We start from the raw sequence: 25,782 nt of genomic DNA, 5'->3' as shown, positions 1-25,782 counted from the left end.
AGGGCGCCGCAAGCGGCGCCCTCCAGGCAATCAGCTGACTCGATCAGCCCTTGCGCCGCCTCACCAGGGCCACCCCGCCCAGCGCGAGCAGGCTCAACGCCAGGCTCGCCGGCTCCGGCACGGCCGAGGCCGCGTCTTTCACCGTGTAGGCCCCGCTGCTCTCCACCCCGCCCTTCAGGCTGTAGTGCAGATAGGCATCGCTGCTGTCAAACGAGCCGGAGGTGAAGCTGAGGCTCCAGTCCGGCGTGCCGTCCAGGTAGCTCAGGCCGAGGAAGATGCCGTCCTGGAAGTCGGCCGTGGCCGTGGCGTTGAGGCCGTGGCTGGCGCCCAGGAAATCGAGGCCGAAGCTGCTCAGTGCCACGGACTCGAAGCCGCTGAAGCTCAGGGCGGCATCGTCATAGCTGAAGAAGCCGCTGAAGCTCTCGTTGAGCAGCGGGCCGGCATCGATCAGGCCCTCGAAGGTCTTGCTGACGGGCGCCGCCTGCGCGCCCAGGCTCAGGCCGGCCGTCAGTGCGGCGCCGGCGATCAGTGATGCGATTGTTTTCATGATGGATCCCTCAGGGTTCAGAACTTGAAGATGGCCGGCGTCACGGCGCTGCAGCCCAGGCCCTTGAGCAGGACCACGGGGCGCGACTTGGCCGTGCCCACCGCACCGTCCGGGTCGTAGCCGATCAGGGCGCTGCCCGAGGACGGCGTGCAGGTGATGAAGCCCTGGCCCAGCGGGTCCGCGCTGCTGATGCCCACGTTCTTCAGCAGCTCGGTGAAGACCAGCAGGTCCTCGCCGGGCGTGAAGTCGGTGATGGTGTCCACGCCATCGGCGCCGGTGCGGAAGACAAACTGGTCGCGGCCCTTGCCGCCGGTCAGCGTGTCGCGGCCCAGGCCGCCTTCGATGACGTCGTCGCCGTCAGTGCCGACGATCGTGTCATTGCCCGCGGTGCCGGTGAAGCGCTTGCTCAGGTCCAAGCCCATCACCATGGGGTCGTGGTCCGAGCTCTTGAACGCGGTGGGCGTGTAGTAGTCCGGGCCGCAGCTGGCGCAGGCCGGCTGCTTGAACTCCAGGTTGTAGTCGATGATGGTGGGCTCGTCGGCATTGATGTGCCAGGAGGTCGCGTACACCACCTTGGGACTCAGCTCCAGCGTGCTGAAGCCGTGGTCCAGGCGGCCGGCCATGGCGTCGAAGACATAGGAGTAGTCCGCCGGATCGAAGCGGCCGACCTGGTCGACGATGCTGCCGTCGCTGGTCAGCGCGAGGATGGGATCTTCCTTGGCGTAGGCGTTGAAGTCACCCAGCATCACCACCTGCGGCGTGCCGAAGCTGCTCTTCACCGTGCCCAGGAAGGTCTTCAGGCGCTGCGCCTGCTTGACGCGCGTGGCCGTCCAGCAGCCCTGCAGGCCGTCGTCCACGTCCGGGCCCGAGGAGGGGCAGCTGCCCTTGGACTTCAGGTGGTTGACGATCACCGAGAACTTCTCGCCATTGGCCAGCAGGAAGCCCTGGGCCAGCGGGGGTCGGTTGTTGACGTCGTCCGGGTCCGAGATGGGCACGCCGTTGAGCGTCAGCTTGCCCGGCTTGTAGATCATGGCCACGCGGATGGCATCGTCGCCCGTGCCCTGGGCGGGGGTGGGCACGATGGCATAGGTGCCGGCGCCGACCTGCGCGTTGAGCGAATCCACCAGGTGCTGCAGCGCGGTGTTGCCGTTGTTCTGGATCTCCATCAGGCCCACCACATCGGCGTTGAGGCCGGCGAGGTTGGCCACGATCTTGGCGCGCTGGCGCTGGAACTCGGCCAGGCTGTCCGCGCCGCGGCAGTTGCTGGCCGAGACCGAGCCACCCAGCGAGCAGCCCTGGCCGGTCTTGCCGTCGAAGGTCTGGCCATTGGTGAAGGTGGTGAAGAAGTTCAGCACGTTGGCGCTGGCGATGCGCACATTGCCGCCGGTCACCTGCGGCGTGGCCGTGCGCGGGTTGGTGCGCGCGAAGTCCGGGGCCGCCAGCGGGTGGATCTTGTAGGAGCCGGCGCCGCCGCTGCTGCTGGTGGCCAGGCCGTAGTCGATCACGCCGGTGAGCGTGGCCAGGGTGTCCCCCGCACGCACCGTGCCGTCCGCGGCCATGAAAGGCGTGGGATTGGGATTCTGCAGCGAGGTGCCGTCGTCCAGGATGATGGCGCGGCGCAGGTTGTCGGCCTTCAGCGCGAGGGCGTCGGGACCGGCGGGCAGCACGTTGGTCGGCGTGAGCAGGCGGCCACCGGCGGCCAGGGTCAGTTGGCCGAAGCGGCCCAGGAAGTAGTTCTGCTGCACGGTCAGCGGGCCGCGCAGGGTCACGACCATGCCTTCATAGGCTTCCAGGCCATCGGCCGGCAGCGTGGCCAGGTCCACCTCCACGGGCGTGACGGCATAGCCGCTGCCCTGCACCACGATGCCGCTGGGCGAGGTCAGCTGGGTCAGGGGGCGAGCCAGGGTGCCGGCATTGCCGGCGGCGCCCACGTTGAACTCGGCCACCTTGGCGTTGAGCTGGATGAGCTGGCCCACGCTCACGGTAGGCGCGGTGCTGGTGAAGACGAAGATGCCGTCCGAGGTCGTGGGGTCGCCGTCGCCCACCGGGTCCTGCAGGAAGAAGCCGTTGCTGTTGAGCTTGGTGACCACGCCGCGGGTCGTCACCGTCTGGCCCGCGTAGGGGCTCGTGGCGCCGTTGCCCTGGATCTTGTAGACGGGCACCGGGCCGCTGACATTGACCTTGAAGCTGCAGCTGGCGTGCTGGCCGCCGTCATTGCTCCAGTCCAGGCTGAGGCTGTAGAGGCCGGGCAGCACGCTGCTGTCCACGCGCACCGACTGGCTGGCCGTGCCGCCGACACTGCCCGCAGCGCTGAAGCTGCCCAGGGTGATGCCGGCAGGCCAACTGCCCACGATGCTGGCGGCGTTGACGATGCTGTCGGCATCGGCGGCCGTGACGCTCAGGGTGCTGGTGCTGCCCGAGGTGGCGTTGCCGTCCGGGCAGCTGGGCACGATGGGCTGGGCCACGGGCGTGCCGCCGCAGGCCTTGAAGGGGCTGGCGCTGTTGCGCGGCAGGGGCGCGGCGAGGCTGAAGTCGGCGCTGTTGTTGTTGCTGTCCGTGCAGCCCTCGGCCGCGCGGAAGGCGGCGCTGCTGGCGCTCAGCGTGGGCGTGGGCGAGCCCTCGGTGGGCGTGGCGGCGCTGCCGAAGCTGACGATGTCCTCGACCCCGGCCGGGTTCGTGCCGCTCAGGGCCGCCGTGCTGCGCACCAGGGCCACCTTGCCCGCCGTGGCGGACATGGGGATGTTGCCATTGACGTCGCCCGGCACGTCCACCGTGCCGCCCGCGCCGGCCTGCTGCCTGATCAGCAGGTACTGGCCCGCCTGCAGCTGGGTGCCGGCGGGGATGCCGGTCACCTGCCAGCTGCTGCCGCCCGAGGAGGCGTACTGGACGGACCAGCCGCCGACGTTCACCGCGCTGGCGCCCGCGTTGAAGATCTCGATGTAGTCGTTCTTGTAGGTGGCGCCGCTGTTGCCACCTGCGCCGTAGATCTGGCTGATCACGACGCCGCTGGGCGAGGCCAGGGCCGCCGGCGCGGCGAAGGCCGCGGCCAGCAGGAATGCCAAGGGTTTGAGCTTCATGGTTTGCATCTCGTGTGCTGCTAGGGGGTAGACCGTCGTGCACAGGAGAGGCCCCCCGGGGCCGCCGGGGATCCGCAAGCCAGGGCGGCAGGGACGCCGCATGAAGACCGCAGGACAGCACGCGAAAGGCAGGCGACGCACGGAGGCAAGCCTTTGCGGTGACCGGGAGTCGCAAAGGTTTGCGCTCTCCTGGCCCTGCCCGCAGGCACGCCCCTGGCTCGTCCGGCCCTTCCTCGATCCTTCCTCAGTCCGTTCCCGTCTTGAAATCCCATGGCTCGCCATGGGTGCCTCTGTGTGGCACGGTTCGCGCCCGGCCCACAACCTCTGCCACGACGCAGGCGCATGCTAGCGAGCGCTTGTGACAAATTCACGTGTCAGAACTAGCGGGGTCGGGTCTTGCCTGGCCTGCGCCGATCCTGCCCTGCGTCAAGCTGACGCAGGGGCGGAGGCAGGCAAGTGCCGTGCCCAGGGGCATCGCCCGGGAACGCAGCCCGTGACGCCCCATGCCGGGGCGCCAGCGGCCCGCCGCGCCCTGGGGCAAACCATGTGGAAGCCAGGCAACAGCCCGCGCCCTCGACCCGGGCTTGGCCGGGCGGTGTCACCTTTGGATGCGTCTGAGCGGCCTTGGCACAATGAGCGGCGCACGCGCTTGCCGGATGCGCTTAAGCTCCGCCCCCCATGACACTCTCCCGCCTTCTTTCGGCCTTCGTGGCCCGGCACTGGCGTGCCTATGCCTCGTCCGCCGTGATGCTGGCCAGCATCGCCCTGCTGACCGTCTGGATTCCGCGCCAGGTGGGCCATCTGGTCGACGGCCTGGCCCAGGGCCGGCTGCAGGGCCCGGACCTGCTGATGCAGCTGGGCCTGCTGCTGGCGGCGGGCCTGTCCATCTATCTGCTGCGCGTGGGCTGGCGGCTGCAGCTCTTCGCGGCGGCCTACCGCCTCGGGCGCGAGCTGCGCACCCGGCTCTATGAGCGCATGACCCTGCAGGGCCCGGCCTTCTTCCAGGCCCAGCGCACCGGCGACCTCATGGCCCTGGCCACCAATGACATCGACGCCGTCGAGATGGCCGCCGGCGAGGCCCTGCTGGCCGCCTTCGACGGCAGCCTCACCCTGATCCTGGTGCTCGGCATGATGACCCTGGGCGTGGACTGGCGCCTGGGCCTTGCCGCCCTGCTTCCCTTCCCGCTGATGGCCCTGGCCTTCTGGTTCATCTCCAACCATGTGCATCTGGCCTGGAAAGACTCGCTCGCCCGCTTCTCCAGCCTCAACCAGCATGCCCAGGAAAGCCTGGCCGGTGTGCGAACCCTGCGCGCCCTGGGCCTGATTCCGCGGGCCGGCCGCCAGTTCCATGAGCTGGCCGACCACGCCGGCGAGGCCGCCTTCCGCGCCCAGCGCTGGGAGGCCGCCTACGAGCCTGCGGTGGGCATGGCGCTGACGGCGGCCACCGTCATCGCCCTGGGCCTGGGCGGCTGGCTGGTGGCCCGCCAGGAGCTCAGCATCGGCCAGCTGACCAGCTTCACCATGTACCTGGGCCAGCTGATCTGGCCGATGTTCGCGGCGGGCTGGGTGCTGTCCCTGCTGGAGCGCGGCCGCGCCGCCTGGGGGCGCCTGCAGCCCGTGCTGGACGCACCGCTGAGCCTGCACGACGGCGGCCGCCTGGCCATGCCCACCGAGGTGCCCCTGCATTTGCAGAGCCTGGGCTTCGGCTACCCCGGCAGCGAGCGCCAGGCGCTGTGCGACATCAGCCTGAGCCTGGCGCCCGGCCGCACCCTGGGCATCGTGGGCCCCACCGGCTCGGGCAAGTCCACCCTGCTGAAGCTGCTGCTGCGGCAGTTCGAGCCGAGCGAGGGTCAGGTCTTGCTGGGCCAGCTGCCCCTGGTGGACGTGCGCCTGGAGGCCCTGCGCCGCGGCCTGGCCTGGGTGCCGCAGGAGCCCTTCCTCTTTTCGGCCTCCATCGCCGAGAACATCGCCCTGGCCCGCCCCGAGGCCGGCCGCGAGGCCATCGAGCAGGTGGCTCGCCTGGCCGCGGTGCACGAGGACATCGCCGCCCTGCCCCAGGGCTACGAGACCCTGGTGGGCGAGCGCGGCGTGACGCTCTCGGGAGGCCAGCGCCAGCGCGTGGCCATCGCCCGCGCCCTGCTCAGCGAGGCGCCCCTGCTGATGCTGGACGACGCCCTCTCCGCCGTGGACACCGGCACCGAGACCCAGATCCTGTCTCACCTGCGCGAGCTGCGCCGGCAGCATCCCGAGCGCGGCCTGGTGGTGGTGAGCCACCGCCTCAGCGCCGTGATGGAAGCGGACGAGATCGTGGTGCTGAAGGCCGGCCGCATCGTCGAGCGCGGCACCCACGAGGCCCTGCTGGCCCTGGGTGGCTGGTATGCCGCGCAGTGGCGCTATCAACAACTGGAGGCCTCGCTCGATGCAGCCTGAGGACAAGAACAAGGCCCCGAGCCCCTGGCGTGCCGTCGGCCTGCTGCTGGAAGCGGCCCGCCCCGAGAAGCGCAGCCTGCGCTGGGGCGCGCTGTGGCTGCTGATCGCCGCCGGCCTGGAGGCCCTGGGCCCGGCCCTGGGCAAGCGCTTCATCGACGAGCACCTGCTGCCGCGCCAGTTCGAGCTGCCCGCCATGGCCGCGCTGCTGGCGGGCCTGCTGCTGTGCGGCTGGACGGCCTCCTGGGTGCGCTATGCCCAGCTGACCCGCATGGCCGGCGTGGCCCGGCGCTCGGTGCTGCGCCTGCGCGACCGCGTCTTCGCCCACGTCATGGGCCTGCCCATGGCCTTCTTCGACCGCTCCATCTCGGGCCAGCTGCTGAGCCGCGTCACCAACGACACCGAGGCCGTCAACCAGCTCTACCGCCAGGTGCTCTACGTGATGCTGGACTCCAGCCTCGTGATCCTGGGCGCCCTGGCCGCCATGGCCTGGCTGGACTGGCACCTGATGCTGATCGTGCTGGCCCTGGTGCCGGCCAGCGTGCTGATCATCTGGCTCTACCAGCGCTGGAGCGCGCCGGCAGTGCAGCGCGCACGCGAGCTGCGCTCCGACATCAACGCCCAGATGGCCGAAAGCCTCGCCGGCATGGCCGTGCTGCAGGCCACCGGCGCGGCCGGGCGCTTTGCCCAGCGCTTCGAGCAGACCAATGGCCGGCACTGGGCGGCCCGCGTGTCCGAGCTGCGCGCCAATGCCTGGCTGCTGCGCCCGGCGCTGGACCTGCTCAACGTGCTGCTGATCATCACGCTCATCTACGGCTTCGGCCAGCGCGAGGCCCTGCATGTGGCCGGCCTGGGCGAGGCCATGGAGGTGGGCCTGCTCTATGCCTTCCTGAGCTACATCTCGCGAGTGGTGGAGCCGCTGATCCAGATCACCATGCAGTTCGGCCAGCTGCAGCAGTCCATGGTGGCGGCCTCGCGGGTGCGCGCGCTGCTGCAGGAAGCGGGCGAAGCCAGCCAGCAGCAGGACGGTGCGCACATCACGCGCGGCGAGCTGAGCGTCCAGCGCCTGAGCTTCGCCTACAAGGACACGGCCGAGGGCCAGCCCCTGTGGGTGCTGAAGGACCTGGACCTGCGCTTCCCCGCGGGCAGCTTCACCGGCATCGTCGGCCACACGGGCTCGGGCAAGAGCACCCTGCTGGCCCTGCTGCTGCGCTTCTACCAGGCGCAGCAGGGTCAGGTCTTGATCGACGGCCAGCCCCTGGCCCACATCCCCGACGCCGCCTTCCGCGACGCCGTGGGCCTGGTCCCGCAGGAGCCCTACCTGATGGCGGCCTCGGCGCGCGAGAACATCACCATGGGCCGGGACATCTCCGAGGAAGCCATGGTCCGCGCCGCGCGGCAGGCCCGCATCCACGACTACATCGCCTCCCTGCCCCAGGGCTACGACACCCTGCTGGGCGAAGGCGGCGCGCGGGTCTCCACCGGCCAGAAGCAGCTGATCGCCATGGCCCGCGCCCTGGCCGGCGCGCCGCGCGTGCTCTTTCTGGACGAGGCCACGGCCAGCATCGACAGCGCCACCGAGGCCCTCATCTCCGAGGCCCTGCGCGAGCTGCACGGCCAGGTCAGCGTGATCGCCATCGCGCACCGGCTCTCCACCATCCGCGAGGCGGACCAGATCCTGGTGCTCAACCACGGCCGCCTGGCCGAACGGGGCACGCACGACGTGCTGATGACCATCGAGGGCGGAATCTACCAGCGGCTCGTGCAGCTGCAGGCGCTGGAGGAATGAGCGGCGCGGCCTGCCCGGCCGCCCGCGCTCAGAGCATCACGGCCAGACGCTCCAGCAGCAGCACGCCGAAGAAGCCGAAGGCCGCCAGGATCGTCCACTTGACCAGCAGCTGCCCGCGCCGCCGCCACAGGGGCTGGCGCGTGCCGATGTACATCGCAAAGCACAGCAGCGCGCCCAGCAGGAGCAGGCCGAAGACGAGGCGGAAGAGCATCATGGCGGCGATCCTTCCTCAGCTCACCAGGCCGGCGCCAGCGCCGCAAAACCCTGCGGCGCCTCGCGCTCGTCTTCGAAGCTGACGATCTCGTAGTTGGCCTCGTCGGCCAGCAAGGCGCGCAGCAGCTGGTTGTTCAGGGCGTGGCCGCCCTTGAAGGAGGTGTAGGCGCCCAGCAGCGGGTGGCCGGCGACGTGCATGTCGCCGATGGCGTCGAGGATCTTGTGCTTGACGAACTCGTCGTCGTAGCGGAGGCCGTCGGCATTGAGCACGCGGTAGTCGTCGACCACGATGGCGTTGTCCATGGCGCCGCCCAGGGTCAGGCCGCGGGAGCGCATCAGCTCGATGTCCTTGGTCATGCCGAAGGTGCGGGCACGGGCGATCTGCTTCTTGTACTGGCCGGAGCCCATGTCGAAGGTGAACTGCTGGCCGGTGGCGGCCACCGCCGGATTGTCGAACTCGATCTGGAAGGACAGCGTGTAGCCGTGGAAGGGCTCCAGGCGGGCCCACATGAGGCGCTTGCCCTCGCCCTGGCGCACCTCCACGGTCTTCTTCACGCGCAGGAAGCGCTTGGGGGCGTCCTGCAGCTGAATGCCGGCGCTCTGCAGCAGGAAGACGTAGCTGGCGGCGGAGCCGTCGAGGATGGGGACCTCGTCGGCATTGATGTCCACGTAGAGATTGTCCAGGCCCAGGCCCGCGCAGGCGGAGAGCAGGTGCTCGATGGTCTGAACGCGCGGCGCGCCCGGGTCCCCGCCGGGGCTCACGGTGGTGGCCATGCGGGTGTCGCAGACGGTGCTGGCGCGCACGGGGATGTCCACGGGCGTGTTGAGATCGATGCGGCGAAAGACGATGCCGGTGTCCGGGGCGGCGGGCCGCAGGGTCATCTCGACCTTCTGGCCGCTGTGGATGCCCACGCCGACGGCGCGGGTCAGCGACTTCAGGGTTCTTTGCTTGAGCATCCGCCCATTGTCGGCGATCAGGCGCCGCCCTGCCCGTCCGGGGCCTTGGGGGGCAGCCCCGAAACGCCGCCCCCTGAGCAATCCTCCACCTTGCTCACCGGCAGGCGCAGGCTCAGGCGCGTGCCCAGGCCGGGTGAGCTGTCCACATGCAGGGTGCCGCCCAGGCGCTGTACCCGCTTGACCTGGTTGCGCAGGCCGCGGCCCTTGCGCGCCGAGGCCATGTCGAAGCCCTGGCCGTCGTCCTCCACGCGGATCTCGATGCGGTCGCCCAGGTCCCGCGTGGCGATGCGCACCCGCTGGGCACGGGCATGCTTGAGCACGTTGTTGAGCGCCTCCTGCAGCAGGCGCAGCACATGCAGCGCATCCGGCGGTTCCAGCCACGACAGCGGCGGGAGGTCCTGCACGTCCCACTCCATCACCAGGCCCGAGCCCTGCAGGCGCTTGGCCAGGCGGTAGCGCATGGTGGCCAGCAGGGAGACCAGGTCGTGGCCCACGGGCTCGAGCGAGTCGATCACCAGGCGCAGGTCGTCCACGCATTCGCGCAGCACCTCCACCACCACCGACTGCTCCATGCGGCCCTGCTCCACCGCCACCATGGCCGAGAGCAGCGAGGAGCCCAGGCCGTCGTGCATGTCCTGCATGAGGCGCTGGCGCTCCAGCAGCAGCGCCTGCTGGCGCTCGGCCTCGCGCAGCTGCTCGTGCTGGGCCGAGAGCTGGCGGCTCTGCTCCGACAGGCGCAGGGCCAGGTGCTCGTTGGCCTGCTCGACCTGGTTCAGGGCGCCCAGGTAGCGGCTGCGCACCGCATAGAGGAAGCTGGCCACGATGATCAGGGTGCTGAAGGGCATCAGGTAGATGTGCTCGGGCCAGCCCCAGCCGGCGAGCAGGCCCAGGTCATGCACCCCCAGCCCCAGGCCGATGACCAGGGCGATGACGATGGCCCACAGCTCGCGGCTGCGCGCCTGCCAGGCCACCCGCAGCATGAAGCCCGTGCCCAGCAGGCCCACGATGCCGTTGGCCAGGTGCTGGGCCACCACGGTGTCGTAGAAGCGGCCCCAGGTCGGCAGGGTCAGCAGGCCCGTGACAACAACGAAGCCCAGGCCGAAACGCTCGAAGCGCCGGTAGCGCGTGGGCACGAAGCGCAGCGCGAACATGAAGGTCAGCAGCATCACCCAGGACATGGAGGCATGCGTCAGCCACCAGAACCAGTCCAGGGCATTGAGGCTGCGCGGCATGTCCAGGTGGTAATGCAGATTGCGCACCAGCCAGGCCAGGCTGGCCAGGGTGAAGAGCAGATAGGCGGGCTCCTGGCGGCGGCGCCACCACAGGGTGATCGAGAACAGGGCCAGCACCACCAGGGTCAGGCCGGTGGCCTGTGGCACGCCGATCTGCAGGGCCCAGCGGCGCTCGACCATGGGCTCCAGGTCCTCGCGCGCGCCCAGCCAGGCGGTGGTGACGGTGTAGAAGCCCTTGCGGTGCACGGGCACGGCCAGGACGATCTCCATGTCCTGCCCCTCGTGCAGGGCCGTCAGCGCACCGGGAATCAGCGCCCACAGGGGCCGCACCCACTGCTCGCGGGCGCCGGCCTGGTTGTCGTAGATGGGGCGCCAGCCGGCCTCGGTGCGCACCAGCACCGCGGTGGCCATGCCCACGACCTTGGGGCTGTAGAGCGCCACGCTGGTCGGCCAGCGGTCATCCGGCGCGCGGTAGCGGAAGCGGTACCAGCGCATCTGGTACTCGGCCGGGCCGGAGAAATCGGTGCTGATGGCGCGCTGGCGGATGTCCGGCAGGTCCACCTGCCGCCAGGCCTGCGCCTCCTCGGGCGGCAGCAGGGCCGCGGGCAGCGCGGCATTGCTGCCGTCGATGCGGCGCAGTGCCGCCCACCAGGCCTTCAGGTCCTCGCGGCTCAGCGCGGTGACGGCCAGCTCGGCCGTGCGGGCCTGCTCGCCCGCACGCGTGGCCGGCAGCTCGGGGTGCAGGCGCGGCGGCACCTGGGCCTGGCAGGCCCAGGCGCACAGCAGCAGCGCCACAAGCCCCAGGAACCGCCATGAGAAATGCAAGAGGGTGTCCGGCCGACGAAGCCGCCCAACAACAGCCATGAGTTATTGAATGTGTGGCGGCAGGCTTGCCGCGAAGCGGCTGGAGTCTGCGCCGTGCGACCGGGACTGCCAAGAAGGCGGCCCCGTGCAAGCATGGGGAGCGTCGCGTAAATACGAAGCGCGGCCCAGCACATTTACAAACAAAAACACCCGTGCGCGCCTGAAGGAGGTAAGGCGCGACGGGTGAAGTCAGCAGGGCCCACCGGCGGGGCACAGATCGCCGGGGGCGGCGGGCCTCAGGGGCCCGCGGGAGACTCAGTCAGCCTGCTTGCGCAGGAAGGCCGGGATCTCGATCTCATCCATGCCGTTGGACGACAGGGCCTCGACCTTGGCGGCCGCGGTGCGGCCGTGACGCCAGACGCTGGGCACGCTCATGCCGCCGAAGTCCTGGGCCACCGATTGCGCGGTGGGCACCGGGGCGCCCATGGCGGGATTGCCCATCATCACGGGGTTGGTCAGCACGGGCATGTTGTCGGTGCCGGTGCGCAGCTGGGTCTGCTGCTGCACCACCTGCAGCGGCTGCTGCTGGGCGGCACGGCGCGACAGGCCGGTGGCGATCACGGTGACACGCATGGCGTCGCCCAGGCTCTCGTCGTAGGCGGTGCCGTAGATGATGTGTGCGTCTTCGGCCGCATAACGCTTGATGGTGTTCATCGCGTTGCGCGATTCGCTGAGCTTGAAGTTGCTCTTGCCCGCGGCGATCAGCACCAGCACGCCCCGCGCGCCGGAAAGGTCGATGCCCTCCAGCAGCGGGCAGGCCACGGCGGCTTCGGCGGCCTTGGCGGCGCGGTCCGGGCCGGTGGCTTGCGCCGTGCCCATCATGGCCTTGCCGGGCTCGCTCATCACGGTCTTGACGTCTTCGAAGTCGACGTTCACGAGGCCCGGGATGTGGATGATGTCCGAGATGCCGCCCACGGCGTTCTTCAGCACGTCATTGGCGTGCGCGAAGGCCTGGTCCTGGGTGACGTCCTCGCCCAGCACATCCAGCAGCTTCTCGTTGAGCACGACGATCAGGGAGTCGACGTTGGCTTCCAGTTCGGCCAGGCCGCTGTCCGCGGCCTTGATGCGGCGCGAGCCTTCGAACTCGAAGGGCTTGGTCACCACACCGACCGTCAGGATGCCCATCTCCTTGGCCACGCGGGCGATCACGGGGGCCGCGCCGGTGCCGGTACCACCGCCCATGCCGGCGGTGATGAAGAGCATGTTGGCGCCCGTGATGGCCTCGCGGATACGGGCCTCGGCCTCCTCCGCGGCAGCCTTGCCGGCTTCGGGCTTGGCGCCTGCGCCCAAGCCCGTGGTGCCCAGCTGCAGCAGCTGGTCGGCCTTGGAGCGGTTCAGTGCCTGTGCATCGGTATTGGCGCAAATGAATTCCACGCCTTGCACGCCCTGATCAATCATGTGATCGACCGCGTTGCCGCCGCCGCCACCGACACCAATCACCTTGATTTGGGTGCCCTGATCAAACTCTTCGATCATCTCGATCGCCATAACATACCTCCTTCAGCAATTGTGCAGTTGCCAGCAGAAAAAAACGAGAGGGATCTACCCTTTTTTATGGGTACCCCCCTTGTTTTTTGGGGGTTTGTATCCCTTTACACCACATTCCAGGACCCTTGCGGGCTCATCCCGGTCCCATATTCACCAACACGTCCTCATCAAATCCGCCCAAACCGGTCCATACCCTTTGGCCGGTGGGTCTCAGAAATTCCCCAGAAACCAGTCCTTGGCACGGCCGAACAGGGTTTTCACCGAGCCCGCCTGCTGTGCCGCCTTCAGGCCGCGGGTGCGCGACAGCCGCGCCTCCTCCAGCAGGCCCATCACCGTGGCGGAGCGCGGGTTGGCCACCATGTCGAACAGGGCGCCGCTATAGGTCGGATTTCCGCGCCGCACGGGTTTGAGGAAAATGTCCTCGGCCAGTTCGACCATACCCGGCATGACCGCCGAGCCGCCGGTCAGCACAATCCCCGAGGACAGCAGCTCCTCATACCCGGATTCCCGGATGACCTGCTGGACCAGGGAGAAGATTTCCTCGACACGGGGTTCAATGACGCCCGCAAGTGCTTGTTTTGAAAGCATCCGGGGCGCCCGATCGCCCAAACCCGGCACCTCGACCTGGTCGGACGGGTCGGCCAGCAATTGCTTGGCCACGCCGTGCTCGACCTTGATTTCCTCGGCATCCTTGGTCGGGGTGCGCAGGGCCATCGCAATATCGCTGGTGATCAAATCCCCGGCGATGGGAATCACGGCGGTATGGCGGATGGAGCCCCCGGTGAAGATGGCGACGTCCGTCGTGCCGGCGCCGATATCCACCAGGGCCACGCCCAGGTCGCGCTCGTCCGAGGTCAGGGCGGCCAGGCTGGAGGCGCTGGGATTGAGCACCAGCTGGTCCACCTCCAGGCCGCAGCGGCGCACGCACTTGACGATGTTCTCGGCGGCACTTTGAGCGCCAGTCACGATGTGGACCTTGACCTCCAGGCGCCCGCCGCTCATGCCGATGGGCTCCTTGACCTCGTGACCGTCGATCACGAATTCCTGCGGCTCGACCAGCAGCAGGCGCTGGTCGTTGGGAATGTTGATGGCCTTGGCCGTCTCGACCACGCGGGCCACGTCCACCGGCGTCACCTCCTTGTCCCGCACGATGACCATGCCGGTGGAGTTCTGGCCGCGGATGTGGCTGCCGGTGATGCCGGTGAAGACGCGGCTGATCTTGCAGTCCGCCATCATCTCGGCCTCTTTCAGCGCCTGCTGGATGGACTGCACGGTGGCGTCGATGTTCACGACCACGCCGCGCTTGAGCCCGTGCGAGGGCGCCACACCCAGCCCCGCGATGCGCAGCTCGCCATTGCCCATGACCTCGGCCACGACGGCCATGATCTTGGCGGTGCCGATGTCCAAGCCGACGACCAGATCCTTGTATTCCTTGGCCATGTCAGTCCTTCGTCAATTCTTCTTGGCGCCGGGCTTGCCCGGCGTCGTCGTGGATGTCGAGATGCCGCGCAGCCGGACCGCATAGCCATCGATATGGCGCAGGTCCGCGCTGAGCACGGCGGTATGGAAACGGGCGCTGACCTGCGTGATGCTGCTCACGTACTGCGTGTAGCGGGCCAGCACCTCGGCGTCGGTGCCGCGGCCCAGCTCGATGACCGTGCCCTTCTCCAGCGTGGCGCGCCAGGAGCCGCGGCCGGAGAGGTCCAGGCGGCTGATGCTGTCCTCCAGGCGCGCGGTCTGCGCCTGCAGCTGCTGCCACAGCTTGAGCATGTGGGCCGAGCTCTTCTCCGGGCCCGAGAGCAGCGGCAGGTCTTCGTCCTCCACATCGCCCAGATTGGCCTGGAAGACCTCGCCGTGGTCGTTGACCAGCAGGCGCTCCACGGTGGCGTCGCTCTCGGCATCGGCGCCCTCGGGCTTGGTCTCCCAGTAGGCGGCGGGCTGGTGCTCCTCCAGCGTGACCTGCAGGCGGGCCGGCCACAGGCGCTGCACCGTGGCATGGCGCACCCAGGGCACGGCCTCGAAGGCGGCACGGGTCTGCTGCAGATTCATGCTGAGGAAGCTGCCGCTCATGCGCGGCAGCGCATTCGCGCGCAGCGAGGCGGCGCTGTTGCGGTTGACGTCGCCCTCCACGGTGATGGCGCGGATGGCGAAGACCGGCTGGCGCACCAGCCACTGCAGGCCCAGGCTGACGGCCGCCAACAGCACGCCCAGCACCAGCAGCGCCGACACGCCGTTCATCAGGCGGATGTCCGGCGGCAGCGGGGTGTTGAGGGTGGTCGAACGCATGGCGTGTCGGGCGGTCGGATCTGGGGGTCAGGTCTTGCCGGCAGGCAGCTTGCGGTCGGTCCGGGCCTGCGCCAGCAGCCACAGGCACAGCTGCGGATACTCGATGCCCACGGCCTTCGCGGCCTTGGGCACCAGCGAATGTGAAGTCATGCCCGGGCTGGTGTTCATCTCCAGCAGGAAGGGCTTCATGTCGGACTTGCGCAGCATCAGGTCGGCACGGCCCCAGCCGCGGCAGCCCAGCAGGCGGTAGGCCTTGAGCACCATCTGCTGGATCTCGGCCTCCAGCGCGGGCGCCAGGGTGCCGAAGCAGTACTGGGTGGTGTCGGAGACGTACTTGTTCTCGAAGTTGTAGTCGCCACCCGCGGCGCGGATCTCGACGACGGGCAGCGCCACCGCATCGGCGCCCTGCCCCAGCACAGCGCAGGTCAGCTCGGGCCCTTCGATGCATTCCTCGAACAGCAGCTCGTCGTCAAAGCCCAGGGCCAGCTCGACGGCCTCCTGCATCACCGAGTAGCCCACGGCCTTGGTGATGCCGATGCTGCTGCCCTCGTGCGGCGGCTTGACCACCACGGGCAGGCCCAGCTCGTCGGGGATGCTGCGGATGCGCTCGCGGGTCAGTTCCTCGCGGCTCAGGGCCAGGTACTTCGGCGTGGTCAGGCCTTCGGCGGCCCAGACGCGCTTGGTCATGGTCTTGTCCATGGCCACGCCGGAGGCGGTCACGCCCGAGCCGGTGTAGGGGATGCCCAGCCATTCGAGGGCGCCCTGCAGCGAGCCGTCCTCGCCGCCGCGGCCATGCAGGGCGATGAAGGCGCGCTCGAAGCGCTCGTCCTTGAGGGCCTGCAGCGGGCGCTCGGCGGGGTCGAAGGCATGGGCGTCGACGCCCGCGGACTTCAGGGCCTCCAGCACGCCATTGCCGCTCATCAGCGAGACCGGCCGCTCGGCACTGTGCCCACCGAAGAGCACGGCCACCTTGCCCAGGGCCTTGGGATCGATGTTCAGGTCCAGGCTCATTCGGCGGCCTCCTTCAGCAGTTCAACGGTGCGCGCCGGCACAGCGCCGATGGAGCCTGCGCCCATCACGATCACCACGTCGCCGTCGCAGCTCTCGCTGGCGATGGTGGCGGGCAGCAGGGCCACGTCCGGCACGAAGACCGGCGTGCCGCCCGCGGCCTCCAGCGCGGCGGCCAGGGCTTCGCCGTCGGCACCGGCGATGGGGGCCTCGCCGGCGGCATAGACCTCGGTCAGCAGCACGGCATCGGCCGCGGCGATCACGCGGACGAAGTCGGCGAAGCAGTCGCGGGTGCGGGTGTAGCGGTGCGGCTGGAAGGCCAGCAGCAGGCGGCGGCCGGGGAAGGCGCCGCGCGCGGCGGACAGCACGGCGGCCATCTCCACGGGGTGGTGGCCGTAGTCGTCGATCAATGTGAAGCGGCCGCCGTCACCGGCAGGCAGCTCGCCGTAGCGCTGGAAGCGGCGGCCCACGCCGCCGAACTTGGCCAGCGCCGCCACGATGGGCGCGTCCGGCAGCTCCAGCTCGGTGGCCACGGCGATGGCCGCAAGCGCGTTGAGCACATTGTGCTGACCCGCCAGGTTCAGGGTGATGTCCAGGTCCGCCAGCGGGGTGCCGTCGAAGCGGCGCTGCACCGTGAAGCGCATCTGGCCACCGGCCAGGGCCTGCACATCCACCGCGCGCACCGCGTTGTGCTCGCCCAGGCCGTAGCTGATGATGGGGCGGGACACCAGGGGCATGATGGAGCGCACGCCCTCGTCGTCGCCGCACAGGATGGCCGCGCCGTAGAAGGGCATCTTGTGCAGGAAGTCCACGAAGGCCTGCTTCAGCCGCGCGAAGTCATGGCCGTAGGTGTCCATGTGGTCGGCGTCGATGTTGGTGACGACGGCCATCACGGGCAGCAGGTTCAGGAAGGAGGCATCGGACTCGTCGGCCTCGACCACGATGTAGTCGCCCTGCCCCAGCGCCGAGTTGGCGCCGGCCGAGTTCAGCTTGCCGCCGATCACGAAGGTGGGGTCGACGCCGGCCTCGGCCAGCACCGAGGTCACCAGCGAAGTGGTGGTGGTCTTGCCATGCGTGCCGGCGATGGCGATGCCCTGCTTCAGGCGCATCAGCTCGGCCAGCATCACGGCGCGCTGCACCACGGGGATGCGGGCGGCGCGGGCGGCCAGCACCTCGGGGTTGTCGGCCTTCACGGCGGTGGAGGTGACGATCACCTGCGCCCCGGCGATGTGCGCGGCCGCATGGCCGATATGCACCTGCAGACCCAGCTGCGCCAGGCGCTGGGTGGTGGCGCTCTCGCCCTGGTCCGAGCCCGAGACGGTGTAGCCCAGGTTGTGCAGGATCTCGGCGATGCCGCTCATGCCGGCACCACCGATGCCGACGAAGTGGATGTGCTTGATGGCGTGTCTCATGGCTTTGTCAGGGCTTCACCAGCCGCTCGATTTCATCGGCCACACGCGAGGCCGCCTGGGGACGGGCCAGGGCCCGGGCATTCGTGGCGAGCTGCAGCAGGCGCTCGCGGGTGAGGGTGGCCAGCAGCTGCTGCAGGCGCTCGGGCGTCAGCTCGCCCTGCGGCAGGTGCAGCGCGGCGCTCTTGCCGGCCATGTAGGCGGCGTTGTCACGCTGGTGCGAGGTGGTCTTGACGACCAGGGGCACGAGGATGGACGGCACACCGGCCGCGCACAGCTCGCTGACCGTCACCGCGCCGGCGCGGCACAGGATCAGGTCGCAGGCCGCCAGCTCCTGGGCCATGTCGTCGATGAAGGGACGCACGTCGGCGTCCACGCCCGCGGCCTTGTACGCCGCCTGCACCTGGGCCTGCTGGCCCTGGCCGGTCTGGTGGACGACCAGCGGGCGCTGCTCGGCGGGCATGCGGGCGAGGGCCTGGGGCAGCACATCATTGAGCGCCTTGGCGCCCAGGGAGCCGCCCACCACCAGCAGGCGCAGCGGGCCGCTGCGGCCGGCATAGCGCTCGGCCGGCGCCGGCAGCGCCTCGATGGCCGCGCGCACCGGGTTGCCGCTGACGAGGGCCTTGTCGCCCAGTTCCTTCGCGGCCTCGCCCTCGAAGCCGAAGGCGATGCGCCGGGCGAAGGGCTTGAGCAGGCGGTTGGACATCAGCGGCGCGGCATCGGCATTGACCAGCACCAGCGGCTTGCGCATGAGCCAGGCCATGAAGCCGCCGGGCACGCAGACGTAGCCGCCCATGCCCAGCACGGCGTCGGCGTCGCGGGTCACGTAGACCATGCGCGACTGCACGAAGGCCTTCACCAGCGTGAAGAGCCCGGTGAGGGCGTGCTTCAGCCCCTTGCCGCGCAGGCCGGCGAAGGCCAGGCGGTCCAGGGGGATGCCGGTGGGCGGCACCAGGCGGTTCTCCATGCCGGTCTCGGTGCCGATCCAGCTGACGCTCCAGCCGCGGCGCTTCATCTCCTCGGCCACGGCCAGGCCCGGGATGATGTGGCCGCCGGTGCCGGCCGCCATGATGACGAGGTGACGGGTGCTCATTGGGGCACCCTTCGCACTGCGTGCTGTCCCGCCAGGCGGGAATGAGCCCCTTCGGGCGGCCGTGCGGTGCGCACCTGGGGCATCCTTCGCACTGCGTGCTGTCCCGCCAGGCGGGAATGAGCCCCTTCGGGCGGCCGTGCGGTGCTCATGCTCGCCCCCCTCGCATCAGCTGCCGATTCTCGATGTCGATGCGAAGCACGATCGCCAGGGCCACGCAGTTCATCAGGATCGCCGAGCCGCCAAAGCTCAGCAGCGGCAGGGTCAGGCCCTTGGTCGGCAGCGCGCCCAGGTTCACGCCCATGTTGATGAAAGACTGCGCGCCCATCCAGATGCCGATGCCTTGCGCATAGAGCCCCGCAAAGACGCGGTCCAGCGCGATGGCCTGGCGGCCGATGTGGAAGATGCGGCGGGTCAGCCAGAAGAAGCCGAAGATCACGATGGCCACGCCCACGAAGCCCAGCTCCTCGCCGATCACGGCCAGCAGGAAGTCGGTGTGGGCCTCGGGCAGGTAGTGCAGCTTCTCCAGGCTGCCGCCCAGGCCCTGGCCGAAGAACTCGCCGCGGCCGAAGGCGATCAGCGAGTGCGTCAGCTGGTAGGCCTTGCCCTGGGCGTACTTCTCATCCCAGGGGTTGAGGTAGGCAAAGATGCGCTCGCGGCGGAACTCGCTGAAGGTGATCATCAGCACGAAGGCGCCGATCAGCACCGCCACGATCAGGAAGAACATGCGCCCGTTGACGCCGCCCAGGAACAGGATGCCCATGGCGATGGCCGCGATCACCATGAAGGCGCCCATGTCCGGCTCGGCCAGCAGCAGCACGCCCACCACCGCCAACGACACGGCCATGGGCCAGACGGCCTGGAAGAAGTTCTCCTTCACGTCCATCTTGCGGACCATGTAGCTGGCCGCGTACATCGCGATGCCCAGCTTGGCCAGCTCCGAGGGCTGGAAGTTCATCACCCCCAGGGGCAGCCAGCGCCGCGCGCCGTTGACGCCCTTGCCCACATGCGGGATCAGCACCGCCACCAGCAGCACCAGGGCCGCCACGAAGAGCCAGGGCGCCACCTTCTCCCAGGTACTCACCGGCAGCTGCACCGTGATCAGCCCGGCCAGCAGGCCCAGGCCGATGGCCACGATGTGGCGCGTGAGGAAGTGCGTGGGCAGGTACTTGGCGAACTTGGGGTTGTCTGGCATCGCGATGGAGGCCGAATAGACCATCAGCAGGCCCAGGGCCATCATGGCGATCACCACCCACAGCAGCGTGATGTCGAAGCCCTGCAGGCGCGTGGGCTGGCCCGCCGAGGTGGAAACCCAGTCCCGCACCGGCACGGCGTCGGCCGCGCTGCCCTCGCGGCCGCCTCGTGCACCTCGTGCGAAGAGACCGCGGAGCTTCTCGCCCAGGTTCAGGAGCGCGTCGGCAGCCATCAGGCCAGGCCCTCCTCGTTCGCCAGGGCCTCGACCGTGGCCACGAAGACCTCGGCGCGGTGGGCGTAGTTGCGGAACATGTCCAGCGAGGCACAGGCGGGGCTCAGCAGCACGCTGTCCCCGGACTGGGCCTGGGCCAGGCACCAGCGGGTGGCGGCTTCCAGGCTTTCGTGGGTCTGCATGGGCAGGTCCAGGCTGTCCAGCGTGGCGGCAAGCTCGGGCGCGTCGCGGCCGATCAGGGCGATGGCTCGGGCGTGCTGGGCCAGGCCCTCGCGCAGGGGCGAGAAGTCCTGCCCCTTGCCGTCGCCGCCCAGGATCATCACGAGCTTCGCAGGCGCTCGGTCGGCGCCCAGGCCCTTGATGGCGGCCACGGTGGCGCCGACATTGGTGCCCTTGGAATCGTCATAGAAATCCACGCCGCGCACGGTGGCCACGTACGCGACGCGATGCGGCTCGCCGCGGTACTCGCGCAGGCCGTGCAGCATGGGCGCCAGCGCGCAGCCCGCGGCCGAGGCCAGCGCCAGGGCGGCCAGGGCATTGGCGGCGTTGTGGCGGCCGCGCACGCGCAGGGCGTCGGCGGGCATCAGGCGCTGGAGGAGGATCTCTTCCAGTTCATCCTTGCGGCGCTTGATCGTGTCGTCGGATTCACGGGCGCGGACCAGCCAGGCCATGCCGCCTTCGACCACGAGGCCATAGTCGCCCGGGTGCGTGGGCGCATTCAGACCGAAGCGCACCACCTCGCGCGAGACCAGCTTCGTCGGGCGGCCACGGCCCTGCTTGACCGGCACCGGCGCGGGCACCATGGCCTCGACCTCGGGGTCGTCGCGGTTGATCACCATCAGCGCCTGCTGGCCGAAGATGCGGGCCTTGGCGCGGCCGTAGGCGGCCATGTCGCCATGCCAGTCCAGGTGGTCCTGCGTCAGGTTCAGCACGGCGGCGGCGGTGGGTTCGAAACCCACGACTGTGTCGAGCTGGAAGCTGGACAGCTCCAGCACCCAGACCTCGGGCAGGTGCTCGAAGACCCGCGGCTTGGGCGGCGGCGGCTTGATGGGCAGGGGCTGTTCGTCCAGCAGCGCGGCGACGGCCTCGAGGGTCGACGGCTCGTCGGCGGGCAGCGCGGCGCTGGCCTCGGTGCTGGCGAGCTCAAGCGCATCCGCTTCTGCGGAAGGCGCACGCTCTTCATCGACAGCTGCTTCGGCCACCGCTTCAGCCTCGTCCGTCACGGGCAGGGCTTCAGCCTCCGGCGACTCGGCGGGCAACTCAGCGGCTGCCTCCAGCGGCAGCGTGTCTTCATCATCAGCGGCGGCAGGCGCCTCGACGGCCGCGGGCGCCGGCTCCAGGTCCATGGCCGCGCCCAGCAGGCCCAGCATGCTGGGGCCGATATTGCCGGCCACGGCCACGCGCTTGCCCGCGCGCTCGGCCAGCAGGGCCGTCATGCAGGTGGTGGTGGTCTTGCCATTGGTGCCGGTGATGGCCAGCACGGCGGGCTCGTAACGGCGCTCGGCCTTCAGGTCGGCCAGGGCGCGGGCGAAGAGGTCCAGCTCGCCCTGCACCGGGATGCCGGTGGCCTTGGCCAGCGCCAGCAGCGGCACCAAGCGGCCGTCCAGCGGCGACAGGCCCGGGCTCTTCAGCACGAGATGCACGCCATTCAGCGCGGACTCCGGCAGCTCGCCATGGAAAAACTCGGCCGCCGGCAGCTGCTCGCGCAGGGCCGGCAGCTGCGGCGGCTGCTCGCGCGAATCCCAGACCTGGATGCGCGCCGCGCCATGCTTCGCGCCCCAGGCGGCCATGGCCAGCCCGGAGTCTCCCAGACCCAGGATCAGCAGGCTCAGGTCCTTGAGGTGCCGCATGGACTTACCTCAGCTTCAAGCTGGACAGGCCGATCAGGCACAGCAGCATGGTGATGATCCAGAAGCGCACGACGACCTGCGTCTCCTTCCAGCCCGACTTCTCGAAGTGGTGGTGCAACGGCGCCATCTTGAAGATGCGCTTGCCCTCGCCAAACTTCTTCTTGGTGTACTTGAACCAGGTCACCTGCAGCATCACCGAGAGCACCTCGGCCACGAAGACGCCGCCCATGATGCCCAGCACGATCTCCTGGCGCGTGATCACGGCCAGCGTGCCCAGGCCGCCGCCCAGGGCCAGCGCGCCGACGTCACCCATGAAGACCTGGGCCGGGTGGGTGTTGAACCACAGGAAGGCAAGACCTGCCCCCGCCAGCGCGCCGCAGAAGATCAGCAGCTCGCCGGCGCCGGGGATGTAGGGCAGCAGCAGGTACTTGGCGTAGACCGAGGAGCCGGTCAGGTAGGCGAAGATGCCCAGGGCCGAGCCCACCAGCACCACGGGCATGATGGCCAGGCCGTCCAGGCCGTCGGTGAAGTTCACCGCATTGCTGGTGCCCACGATGACGAAGTAGGACAAGCCGATGAAGCCGAACACGCCCAGCGGGTAGCTCACCGTCTTGAAGAAGGGCACCATCAGGTCGGCCCGCGGCGGCAGCTCGGTCGAGAAGCCGCTGGAGATCCAGCGGAAGAAGAGCTGGACCACGCCCAGGAAGCTGGTCTCGGACACCGAGAAGGCCAGGTACAGCGCGGCGATCAGGCCGATCAGGGACTGCCAGAAGAACTTCTCGCGGCTCTTCATGCCCTCGGGGTCCTTGTAGACCACCTTGCGCCAGTCGTCGACCCAGCCGATGGCACCGAAGCCCATGGTCACCAGCATCACCACCCACACGAAGCGGTTGGACCAGTCGAACCACAGCAGCGTGGAGATGCCGATGCCGATCAGGATCAGCACCCCGCCCATGGTGGGCGTGCCGCTCTTGGCCAGGTGCTGCTGCACCCCGTATTCGCGGATGGGCTGGCCGATCTTCATCTCGGTCAGGCGGCGGATCACCCAGGGGCCGAAGGCCAGGCCGATCAGCAGGGCCGTCATGGCCGACATCACCGCGCGGAAGGTGATGTAGTTGAAGAGGCGCAGGAAACCCCACTCGGGGAACATCCCGGCCAGCCATTGCGCCAGACTAAGCAGCATGAGCGCCCCCTTGGTCCTGCGTGCCGGCCAAGGCCGCCACCACCCGTTCCATGCGCATGAATCTCGATCCCTTGACGAGCACGTTCTTGACTTCCGGTGCGGCGACCAGCGCCGCGATGAGCTCGTCCACCGTCACGAAGGCACGGCATGCCGTGCCTCCCGACGCCTCATAGGCCGCGGCCGCATGGGCCGCCGCCGGCCCCGCGCACCACAGCGCGGCCAGGCCCCGCTGAGCCGCGTAGGCCCCCACCTCGCGGTGGAATTCCGGGCCCTGGTCACCGACCTCGCCCATGTCCCCCAGCACCAGCCAGCTGCTGCCGGGCAGGTCGGCCAGGACCTCGATGCCCGCCCGCACGCTGTCCGGGTTGGCGTTGTAGCTGTCGTCGATCAGGGTCAGGTCTTGCCCCGCCCGCTGGACGCGGCGCAGCGCCGAGCGGCCCTTCACCGGGCGGAAGGCCTCCAGGCCCTGCACGACGGAGGCCAGCGGCACGCCCGCGGCCAGGCAGCAGGCGCTGGCGGCCAGGGCGTTGCGCACGTTGTGCAGGCCGGCGACCGACAGCACGACCGGGGCATCGCCCGCCGGCGTGTGCAGCTCCAGGGCCCAGTGGCCGGCGTCCATCCATTGCGCGCGACCGCTCACGTCGGCCGCGCCCTGCAGCGCGAAGCTCAGCTGCGCGCGTGCGCCGGCCAGCTCATGCCAGATGGGCGCGCAGGCGTCCTCGGCCGGGAACACGGCCACGCCGGTGGCGGCCAAGGCGCGGATCACCTCGCCGTTCTCTCGCGCCACGGCCTCCACGGTGCCCATGAACTCCTGGTGCTCGCGCTGGGCGTTGTTGACCAGAGCCACGGTGGGCTGGGCCATGGCGGCCAGCGGGGCGATCTCGCCGGGGTGGTTCATGCCCAGCTCGATCACGGCGGCGCGGTGCCAGCGGCTGTCGTCCTGGCGCAGGCGCAGCACGGTCAGGGGCACGCCGATCTCGTTGTTCAGATTGCCTTGCGTGGCCAGCGCGTCCTCGCCCAGCCAGGCCGTGAGGATGCTGGCGATCATCTGCGTGACCGTGGTCTTGCCATTGCTGCCGGTCACGGCGATCACGGGCAGCTGCAGGCGGGCGCGCCAGGCCTGGGCCAGCAGGCCCAGCGCCGCCTTGGCGTCCGGCACCTCGATGCCGGGCAGGCCGGCGGCCTCCAGGCCGCGTTCGGCCAGGGCCGCGGCGGCGCCGGCCGCGCGGGCCTGGGCGAGGAAGTCATTCGCGTCGAAGCGCTCGCCGCGCAGGGCCACGAAGAGATCGCCGGGCTGCAGGCTGCGGGTGTCGCTGTGCACGCGCTGCAGCGGGGTCGCGCCCTCGCCCACCAGCCGGGCCTGCGGCAGCAGGGGCTGCAGCAGGGCGTGGGCCTGGGCCAGGGTCATGAGGCAGGCAGCGCTCACAGGCCGGCCCTCTCGATCAGGGCGGCGCGGGCCTCCTCCACGTCGGAGAAGGGATGGCGCTGGCCCTGGATCTCCTGGTAGTCCTCGTGGCCCTTGCCGGCCACCAGGACCACGTCGGCCGGCGCGGCGCCCAGCACGGCCTCGCGGATGGCCACGCGGCGGTCCACCACGGCGGCATGCGGGGCGCCGGCGGGCAGGCCTGCCACGATGTCGGCGAGGATCCGGGCGGGATCCTCGGTGCGGGGGTTGTCGCTGGTCACCACGACCTGGCCGGCCAGGCGGGCGGCGATGGCCCCCATCTGCGGGCGCTTGGTCCGGTCGCGGTCACCGCCGCAGCCGAAGACGCACACCAGATTGCCACCACGGGCCTCGGCCAGCGGCGCCAGCGCGGCCAGGGCCTTCTCCAGCGCGTCGGGCGTGTGGGCGTAGTCGACCACCAGCTGCGGCAGCTCGCGCCCATTGCCCACGCGCTGCATGCGGCCGGGCACTGGCGTCACGAGGCCGGCCACCGGCACGAGGGCCTCCAGCGTGCGGCCCAGGGCGCGCAGGCCGCCAATCACGGCCAGCAGGTTGGCCACGTTGTACTCGCCGATCAGGCCGGTCTCGATGAGCTGGTCCGCGGCCCCCTGCTCCTTCAGCGTGAAGGCCAGGCCGCCCGCGCGGTAGTGCAGCGCATGGGCCGAGAGGCGCACGTCGCTGCGGTTCAGGCCGTAGGTCCAGAGGTCCAGCGTGCCTTGCGACTGCAGCTCGGTCGCCAGGGCCGCGCCCTGCGCGTCGTCCACGTTGATCACCGCCGCCTGCAGCCCGCTCCAGCCGAAGAGCTCGCGCTTGGCCTCCCAGTAGGCGGCCATGCTGCCGTGGTAGTCGAGGTGGTCCTGGGTGAAGTTGGTGAACAGGGCCACGCGGATCTGCGTGCCATCCAGGCGATGCTCCTTGATGCCGATGGACGAGGCCTCGATGGCGCAGGCGCCGAAGCCCTGGTCGCGCATGCGGGCGAAGGCCTGCTGCAGCATCACGGGGTCAGGTGTTGTCAGGCCGGTGTACTCGATGTCTGCGGCCTGCGCGGTGCCGGGAATGGGCGGCACGCCCACGCCCAGGGTGCCGACCACGCCGCAGCGCTGGCCCAGCAGGGTCAGGGCTTGCGCGGTCCACCAGGCGGTGGAGGTCTTGCCGTTGGTGCCGGTGGTGGCAATCACCGGCAGGGTCTGGCTGGGCTGGCCGTAGTACTGGGCGGCGATGGCGCCGGTGCGGCTCTTGAGGCCGGGCAGCGAGGCCACGCGGGCGTCCACGAAGCCGAAGGCGTCCACGCCCTCGTCCTCCACCAGGCAGGTCGCGGCGCCCGCGGCCAGGGCGGCGGCCACGTAGTTGCGGCCATCGCGCGCATAGCCGGGCCAGGCGATGAAGGCATCACCGGGCTGGACCAGGCGGCTGTCGGTACGCAGAGCGCCCGTGGTCCATTCCTGGAGCCAGCGGGCGGCAGCTTCGGGGGATTTGAGACGGGTCAGCATGG

18 protein-coding genes are annotated in these 25,782 nt (G+C 69.9%); 2 read left to right on the top strand and 16 right to left on the bottom strand.

All coding sequences use genetic code 11. The features are described 5' to 3' along the window. Positions 1-43: 43 nt before the first annotated feature. Both ABDJ40_RS11155 and ABDJ40_RS11150 read right to left on the bottom strand, forming a co-directional pair. Positions 44-547, bottom strand: a complete 504-nt coding sequence (locus tag ABDJ40_RS11155) for a PEP-CTERM sorting domain-containing protein (RefSeq protein WP_347609645.1) — start codon at positions 545-547, stop codon at positions 44-46. A gap of 17 nt (positions 548-564) precedes the next feature. After that, positions 565-3,624 (bottom strand): ExeM/NucH family extracellular endonuclease, encoded by a 3,060-nt coding sequence (locus ABDJ40_RS11150; RefSeq protein ID WP_347609643.1) that lies wholly within the window; start codon positions 3,622-3,624, stop codon positions 565-567. A gap of 678 nt (positions 3,625-4,302) precedes the next feature. Between ABDJ40_RS11150 and ABDJ40_RS11145 the strand changes: the two genes are divergently transcribed. Together ABDJ40_RS11145 and ABDJ40_RS11140 are read left to right on the top strand one after the other, a co-directional pair. After that, on the top strand, positions 4,303-6,054 hold the full coding sequence (locus tag ABDJ40_RS11145) for an ABC transporter ATP-binding protein (protein WP_347609641.1): 1,752 nt from the start codon (positions 4,303-4,305) through the stop codon (positions 6,052-6,054). Then, positions 6,044-7,840, top strand: coding sequence for an ABC transporter ATP-binding protein (locus ABDJ40_RS11140; RefSeq protein WP_347609639.1), 1,797 nt, complete (start codon positions 6,044-6,046; stop codon positions 7,838-7,840). The genes ABDJ40_RS11145 and ABDJ40_RS11140 overlap by 11 nt, the downstream gene beginning before the upstream one ends. A gap of 28 nt (positions 7,841-7,868) precedes the next feature. On the opposite strand, the gene ABDJ40_RS11135 is transcribed toward ABDJ40_RS11140, so the two are convergent. The 14 genes from ABDJ40_RS11135 to ABDJ40_RS11070 all read right to left on the bottom strand — a co-directional run bounded on the left by ABDJ40_RS11135 (position 7,869) and on the right by ABDJ40_RS11070 (position 25,780). Next, positions 7,869-8,054 (bottom strand): hypothetical protein, encoded by a 186-nt coding sequence (locus ABDJ40_RS11135; protein WP_347609637.1) that lies wholly within the window; start codon positions 8,052-8,054, stop codon positions 7,869-7,871. Between the two features lie 20 nt (positions 8,055-8,074). Continuing rightward, entirely contained in the window at positions 8,075-9,010 is a 936-nt protein-coding gene (lpxC, locus tag ABDJ40_RS11130) for a UDP-3-O-acyl-N-acetylglucosamine deacetylase (RefSeq protein WP_269630061.1), read from the bottom strand. A 17-nt stretch (positions 9,011-9,027) separates the two neighbouring features. After that, a complete protein-coding gene (locus tag ABDJ40_RS11125) occupies positions 9,028-11,067 on the bottom strand; it encodes a sensor histidine kinase (protein ID WP_347609634.1) in 2,040 nt (679 codons plus the stop codon). Between the two features lie 294 nt (positions 11,068-11,361). Next, positions 11,362-12,594 carry a cell division protein FtsZ gene (gene ftsZ, locus ABDJ40_RS11120; protein ID WP_269630063.1) on the bottom strand — a complete coding sequence of 411 codons (1,233 nt, stop codon included), beginning with the start codon at positions 12,592-12,594 and terminating at the stop codon, positions 11,362-11,364. Between the two features lie 210 nt (positions 12,595-12,804). Then, a complete protein-coding gene (gene ftsA, locus ABDJ40_RS11115) occupies positions 12,805-14,034 on the bottom strand; it encodes a cell division protein FtsA (protein WP_183104868.1) in 1,230 nt (409 codons plus the stop codon). A 12-nt stretch (positions 14,035-14,046) separates the two neighbouring features. After that, a complete protein-coding gene (locus ABDJ40_RS11110) occupies positions 14,047-14,880 on the bottom strand; it encodes a cell division protein FtsQ/DivIB (RefSeq protein WP_347609631.1) in 834 nt (277 codons plus the stop codon). 27 nt (positions 14,881-14,907) lie between these two features. Continuing rightward, entirely contained in the window at positions 14,908-15,891 is a 984-nt protein-coding gene (locus ABDJ40_RS11105) for a D-alanine--D-alanine ligase (RefSeq protein WP_347609629.1), read from the bottom strand. Beyond that, positions 15,888-17,300 carry a UDP-N-acetylmuramate--L-alanine ligase gene (gene murC / locus ABDJ40_RS11100; RefSeq protein ID WP_347609627.1) on the bottom strand — a complete coding sequence of 471 codons (1,413 nt, stop codon included), beginning with the start codon at positions 17,298-17,300 and terminating at the stop codon, positions 15,888-15,890. Before murC ends, ABDJ40_RS11105 begins: the two co-directional genes overlap by 4 nt. Positions 17,301-17,307: 7 nt before the next feature. Then, positions 17,308-18,390 (bottom strand): undecaprenyldiphospho-muramoylpentapeptide beta-N-acetylglucosaminyltransferase, encoded by a 1,083-nt coding sequence (gene murG, locus ABDJ40_RS11095; protein ID WP_347609625.1) that lies wholly within the window; start codon positions 18,388-18,390, stop codon positions 17,308-17,310. Between the two features lie 145 nt (positions 18,391-18,535). Next, on the bottom strand, positions 18,536-19,813 hold the full coding sequence (ftsW, locus tag ABDJ40_RS11090) for a putative lipid II flippase FtsW (RefSeq protein ID WP_347609623.1): 1,278 nt from the start codon (positions 19,811-19,813) through the stop codon (positions 18,536-18,538). After that, complete coding sequence (gene murD, locus ABDJ40_RS11085; protein WP_347609621.1) at positions 19,813-21,663, bottom strand: UDP-N-acetylmuramoyl-L-alanine--D-glutamate ligase; 1,851 nt, start codon at positions 21,661-21,663, stop codon at positions 19,813-19,815. Before murD ends, ftsW begins: the two co-directional genes overlap by 1 nt. Positions 21,664-21,667: 4 nt before the next feature. Beyond that, positions 21,668-22,846, bottom strand: coding sequence for a phospho-N-acetylmuramoyl-pentapeptide-transferase (gene mraY / locus ABDJ40_RS11080; protein WP_269630070.1), 1,179 nt, complete (start codon positions 22,844-22,846; stop codon positions 21,668-21,670). Then, entirely contained in the window at positions 22,836-24,254 is a 1,419-nt protein-coding gene (locus tag ABDJ40_RS11075) for a UDP-N-acetylmuramoyl-tripeptide--D-alanyl-D-alanine ligase (RefSeq protein WP_347609821.1), read from the bottom strand. The genes mraY and ABDJ40_RS11075 overlap by 11 nt, the downstream gene beginning before the upstream one ends. 14 nt (positions 24,255-24,268) lie before the next feature. Then, entirely contained in the window at positions 24,269-25,780 is a 1,512-nt protein-coding gene (locus ABDJ40_RS11070) for a UDP-N-acetylmuramoyl-L-alanyl-D-glutamate--2,6-diaminopimelate ligase (RefSeq protein ID WP_347609619.1), read from the bottom strand. Positions 25,781-25,782: the final 2 nt, after the last annotated feature.

This window comes from Roseateles flavus (assembly GCF_039872765.1).
Taxonomy (GTDB): Bacteria; Pseudomonadota; Gammaproteobacteria; order Burkholderiales; family Burkholderiaceae_C; genus Roseateles_B; species Roseateles_B flavus.
This window is presented reverse-complemented; position numbering and strand designations above follow the sequence as displayed.

What these genes read in the sequence shown, in the direction of transcription:
- ABDJ40_RS11155 (WP_347609645.1), bottom strand. Translation starts at nt 547, where the DNA reads ATGAAAACAATCGCATCACTGATCGCCGGCGCCGCACTGACGGCCGGC.
- ABDJ40_RS11150 (WP_347609643.1), bottom strand. Translation starts at nt 3,624, where the DNA reads ATGAAGCTCAAACCCTTGGCATTCCTGCTGGCCGCGGCCTTCGCCGCG.
- ABDJ40_RS11145 (WP_347609641.1), top strand. Translation starts at nt 4,303, where the DNA reads ATGACACTCTCCCGCCTTCTTTCGGCCTTCGTGGCCCGGCACTGGCGT.
- ABDJ40_RS11140 (WP_347609639.1), top strand. Translation starts at nt 6,044, where the DNA reads ATGCAGCCTGAGGACAAGAACAAGGCCCCGAGCCCCTGGCGTGCCGTC.
- ABDJ40_RS11135 (WP_347609637.1), bottom strand. Translation starts at nt 8,054, where the DNA reads ATGATGCTCTTCCGCCTCGTCTTCGGCCTGCTCCTGCTGGGCGCGCTG.
- lpxC (WP_269630061.1), bottom strand. Translation starts at nt 9,010, where the DNA reads ATGCTCAAGCAAAGAACCCTGAAGTCGCTGACCCGCGCCGTCGGCGTG.
- ftsZ (WP_269630063.1), bottom strand. Translation starts at nt 12,594, where the DNA reads ATGGCGATCGAGATGATCGAAGAGTTTGATCAGGGCACCCAAATCAAG.
- ftsA (WP_183104868.1), bottom strand. Translation starts at nt 14,034, where the DNA reads ATGGCCAAGGAATACAAGGATCTGGTCGTCGGCTTGGACATCGGCACC.
- ABDJ40_RS11110 (WP_347609631.1), bottom strand. Translation starts at nt 14,880, where the DNA reads ATGCGTTCGACCACCCTCAACACCCCGCTGCCGCCGGACATCCGCCTG.
- ABDJ40_RS11105 (WP_347609629.1), bottom strand. Translation starts at nt 15,891, where the DNA reads ATGAGCCTGGACCTGAACATCGATCCCAAGGCCCTGGGCAAGGTGGCC.
- murC (WP_347609627.1), bottom strand. Translation starts at nt 17,300, where the DNA reads ATGAGACACGCCATCAAGCACATCCACTTCGTCGGCATCGGTGGTGCC.
- murG (WP_347609625.1), bottom strand. Translation starts at nt 18,390, where the DNA reads ATGAGCACCCGTCACCTCGTCATCATGGCGGCCGGCACCGGCGGCCAC.
- ftsW (WP_347609623.1), bottom strand. Translation starts at nt 19,813, where the DNA reads ATGGCTGCCGACGCGCTCCTGAACCTGGGCGAGAAGCTCCGCGGTCTC.
- murD (WP_347609621.1), bottom strand. Translation starts at nt 21,663, where the DNA reads ATGCGGCACCTCAAGGACCTGAGCCTGCTGATCCTGGGTCTGGGAGAC.
- mraY (WP_269630070.1), bottom strand. Translation starts at nt 22,846, where the DNA reads ATGCTGCTTAGTCTGGCGCAATGGCTGGCCGGGATGTTCCCCGAGTGG.
- ABDJ40_RS11075 (WP_347609821.1), bottom strand. Translation starts at nt 24,254, where the DNA reads ATGACCCTGGCCCAGGCCCACGCCCTGCTGCAGCCCCTGCTGCCGCAG.
- ABDJ40_RS11070 (WP_347609619.1), bottom strand. Translation starts at nt 25,780, where the DNA reads ATGCTGACCCGTCTCAAATCCCCCGAAGCTGCCGCCCGCTGGCTCCAG.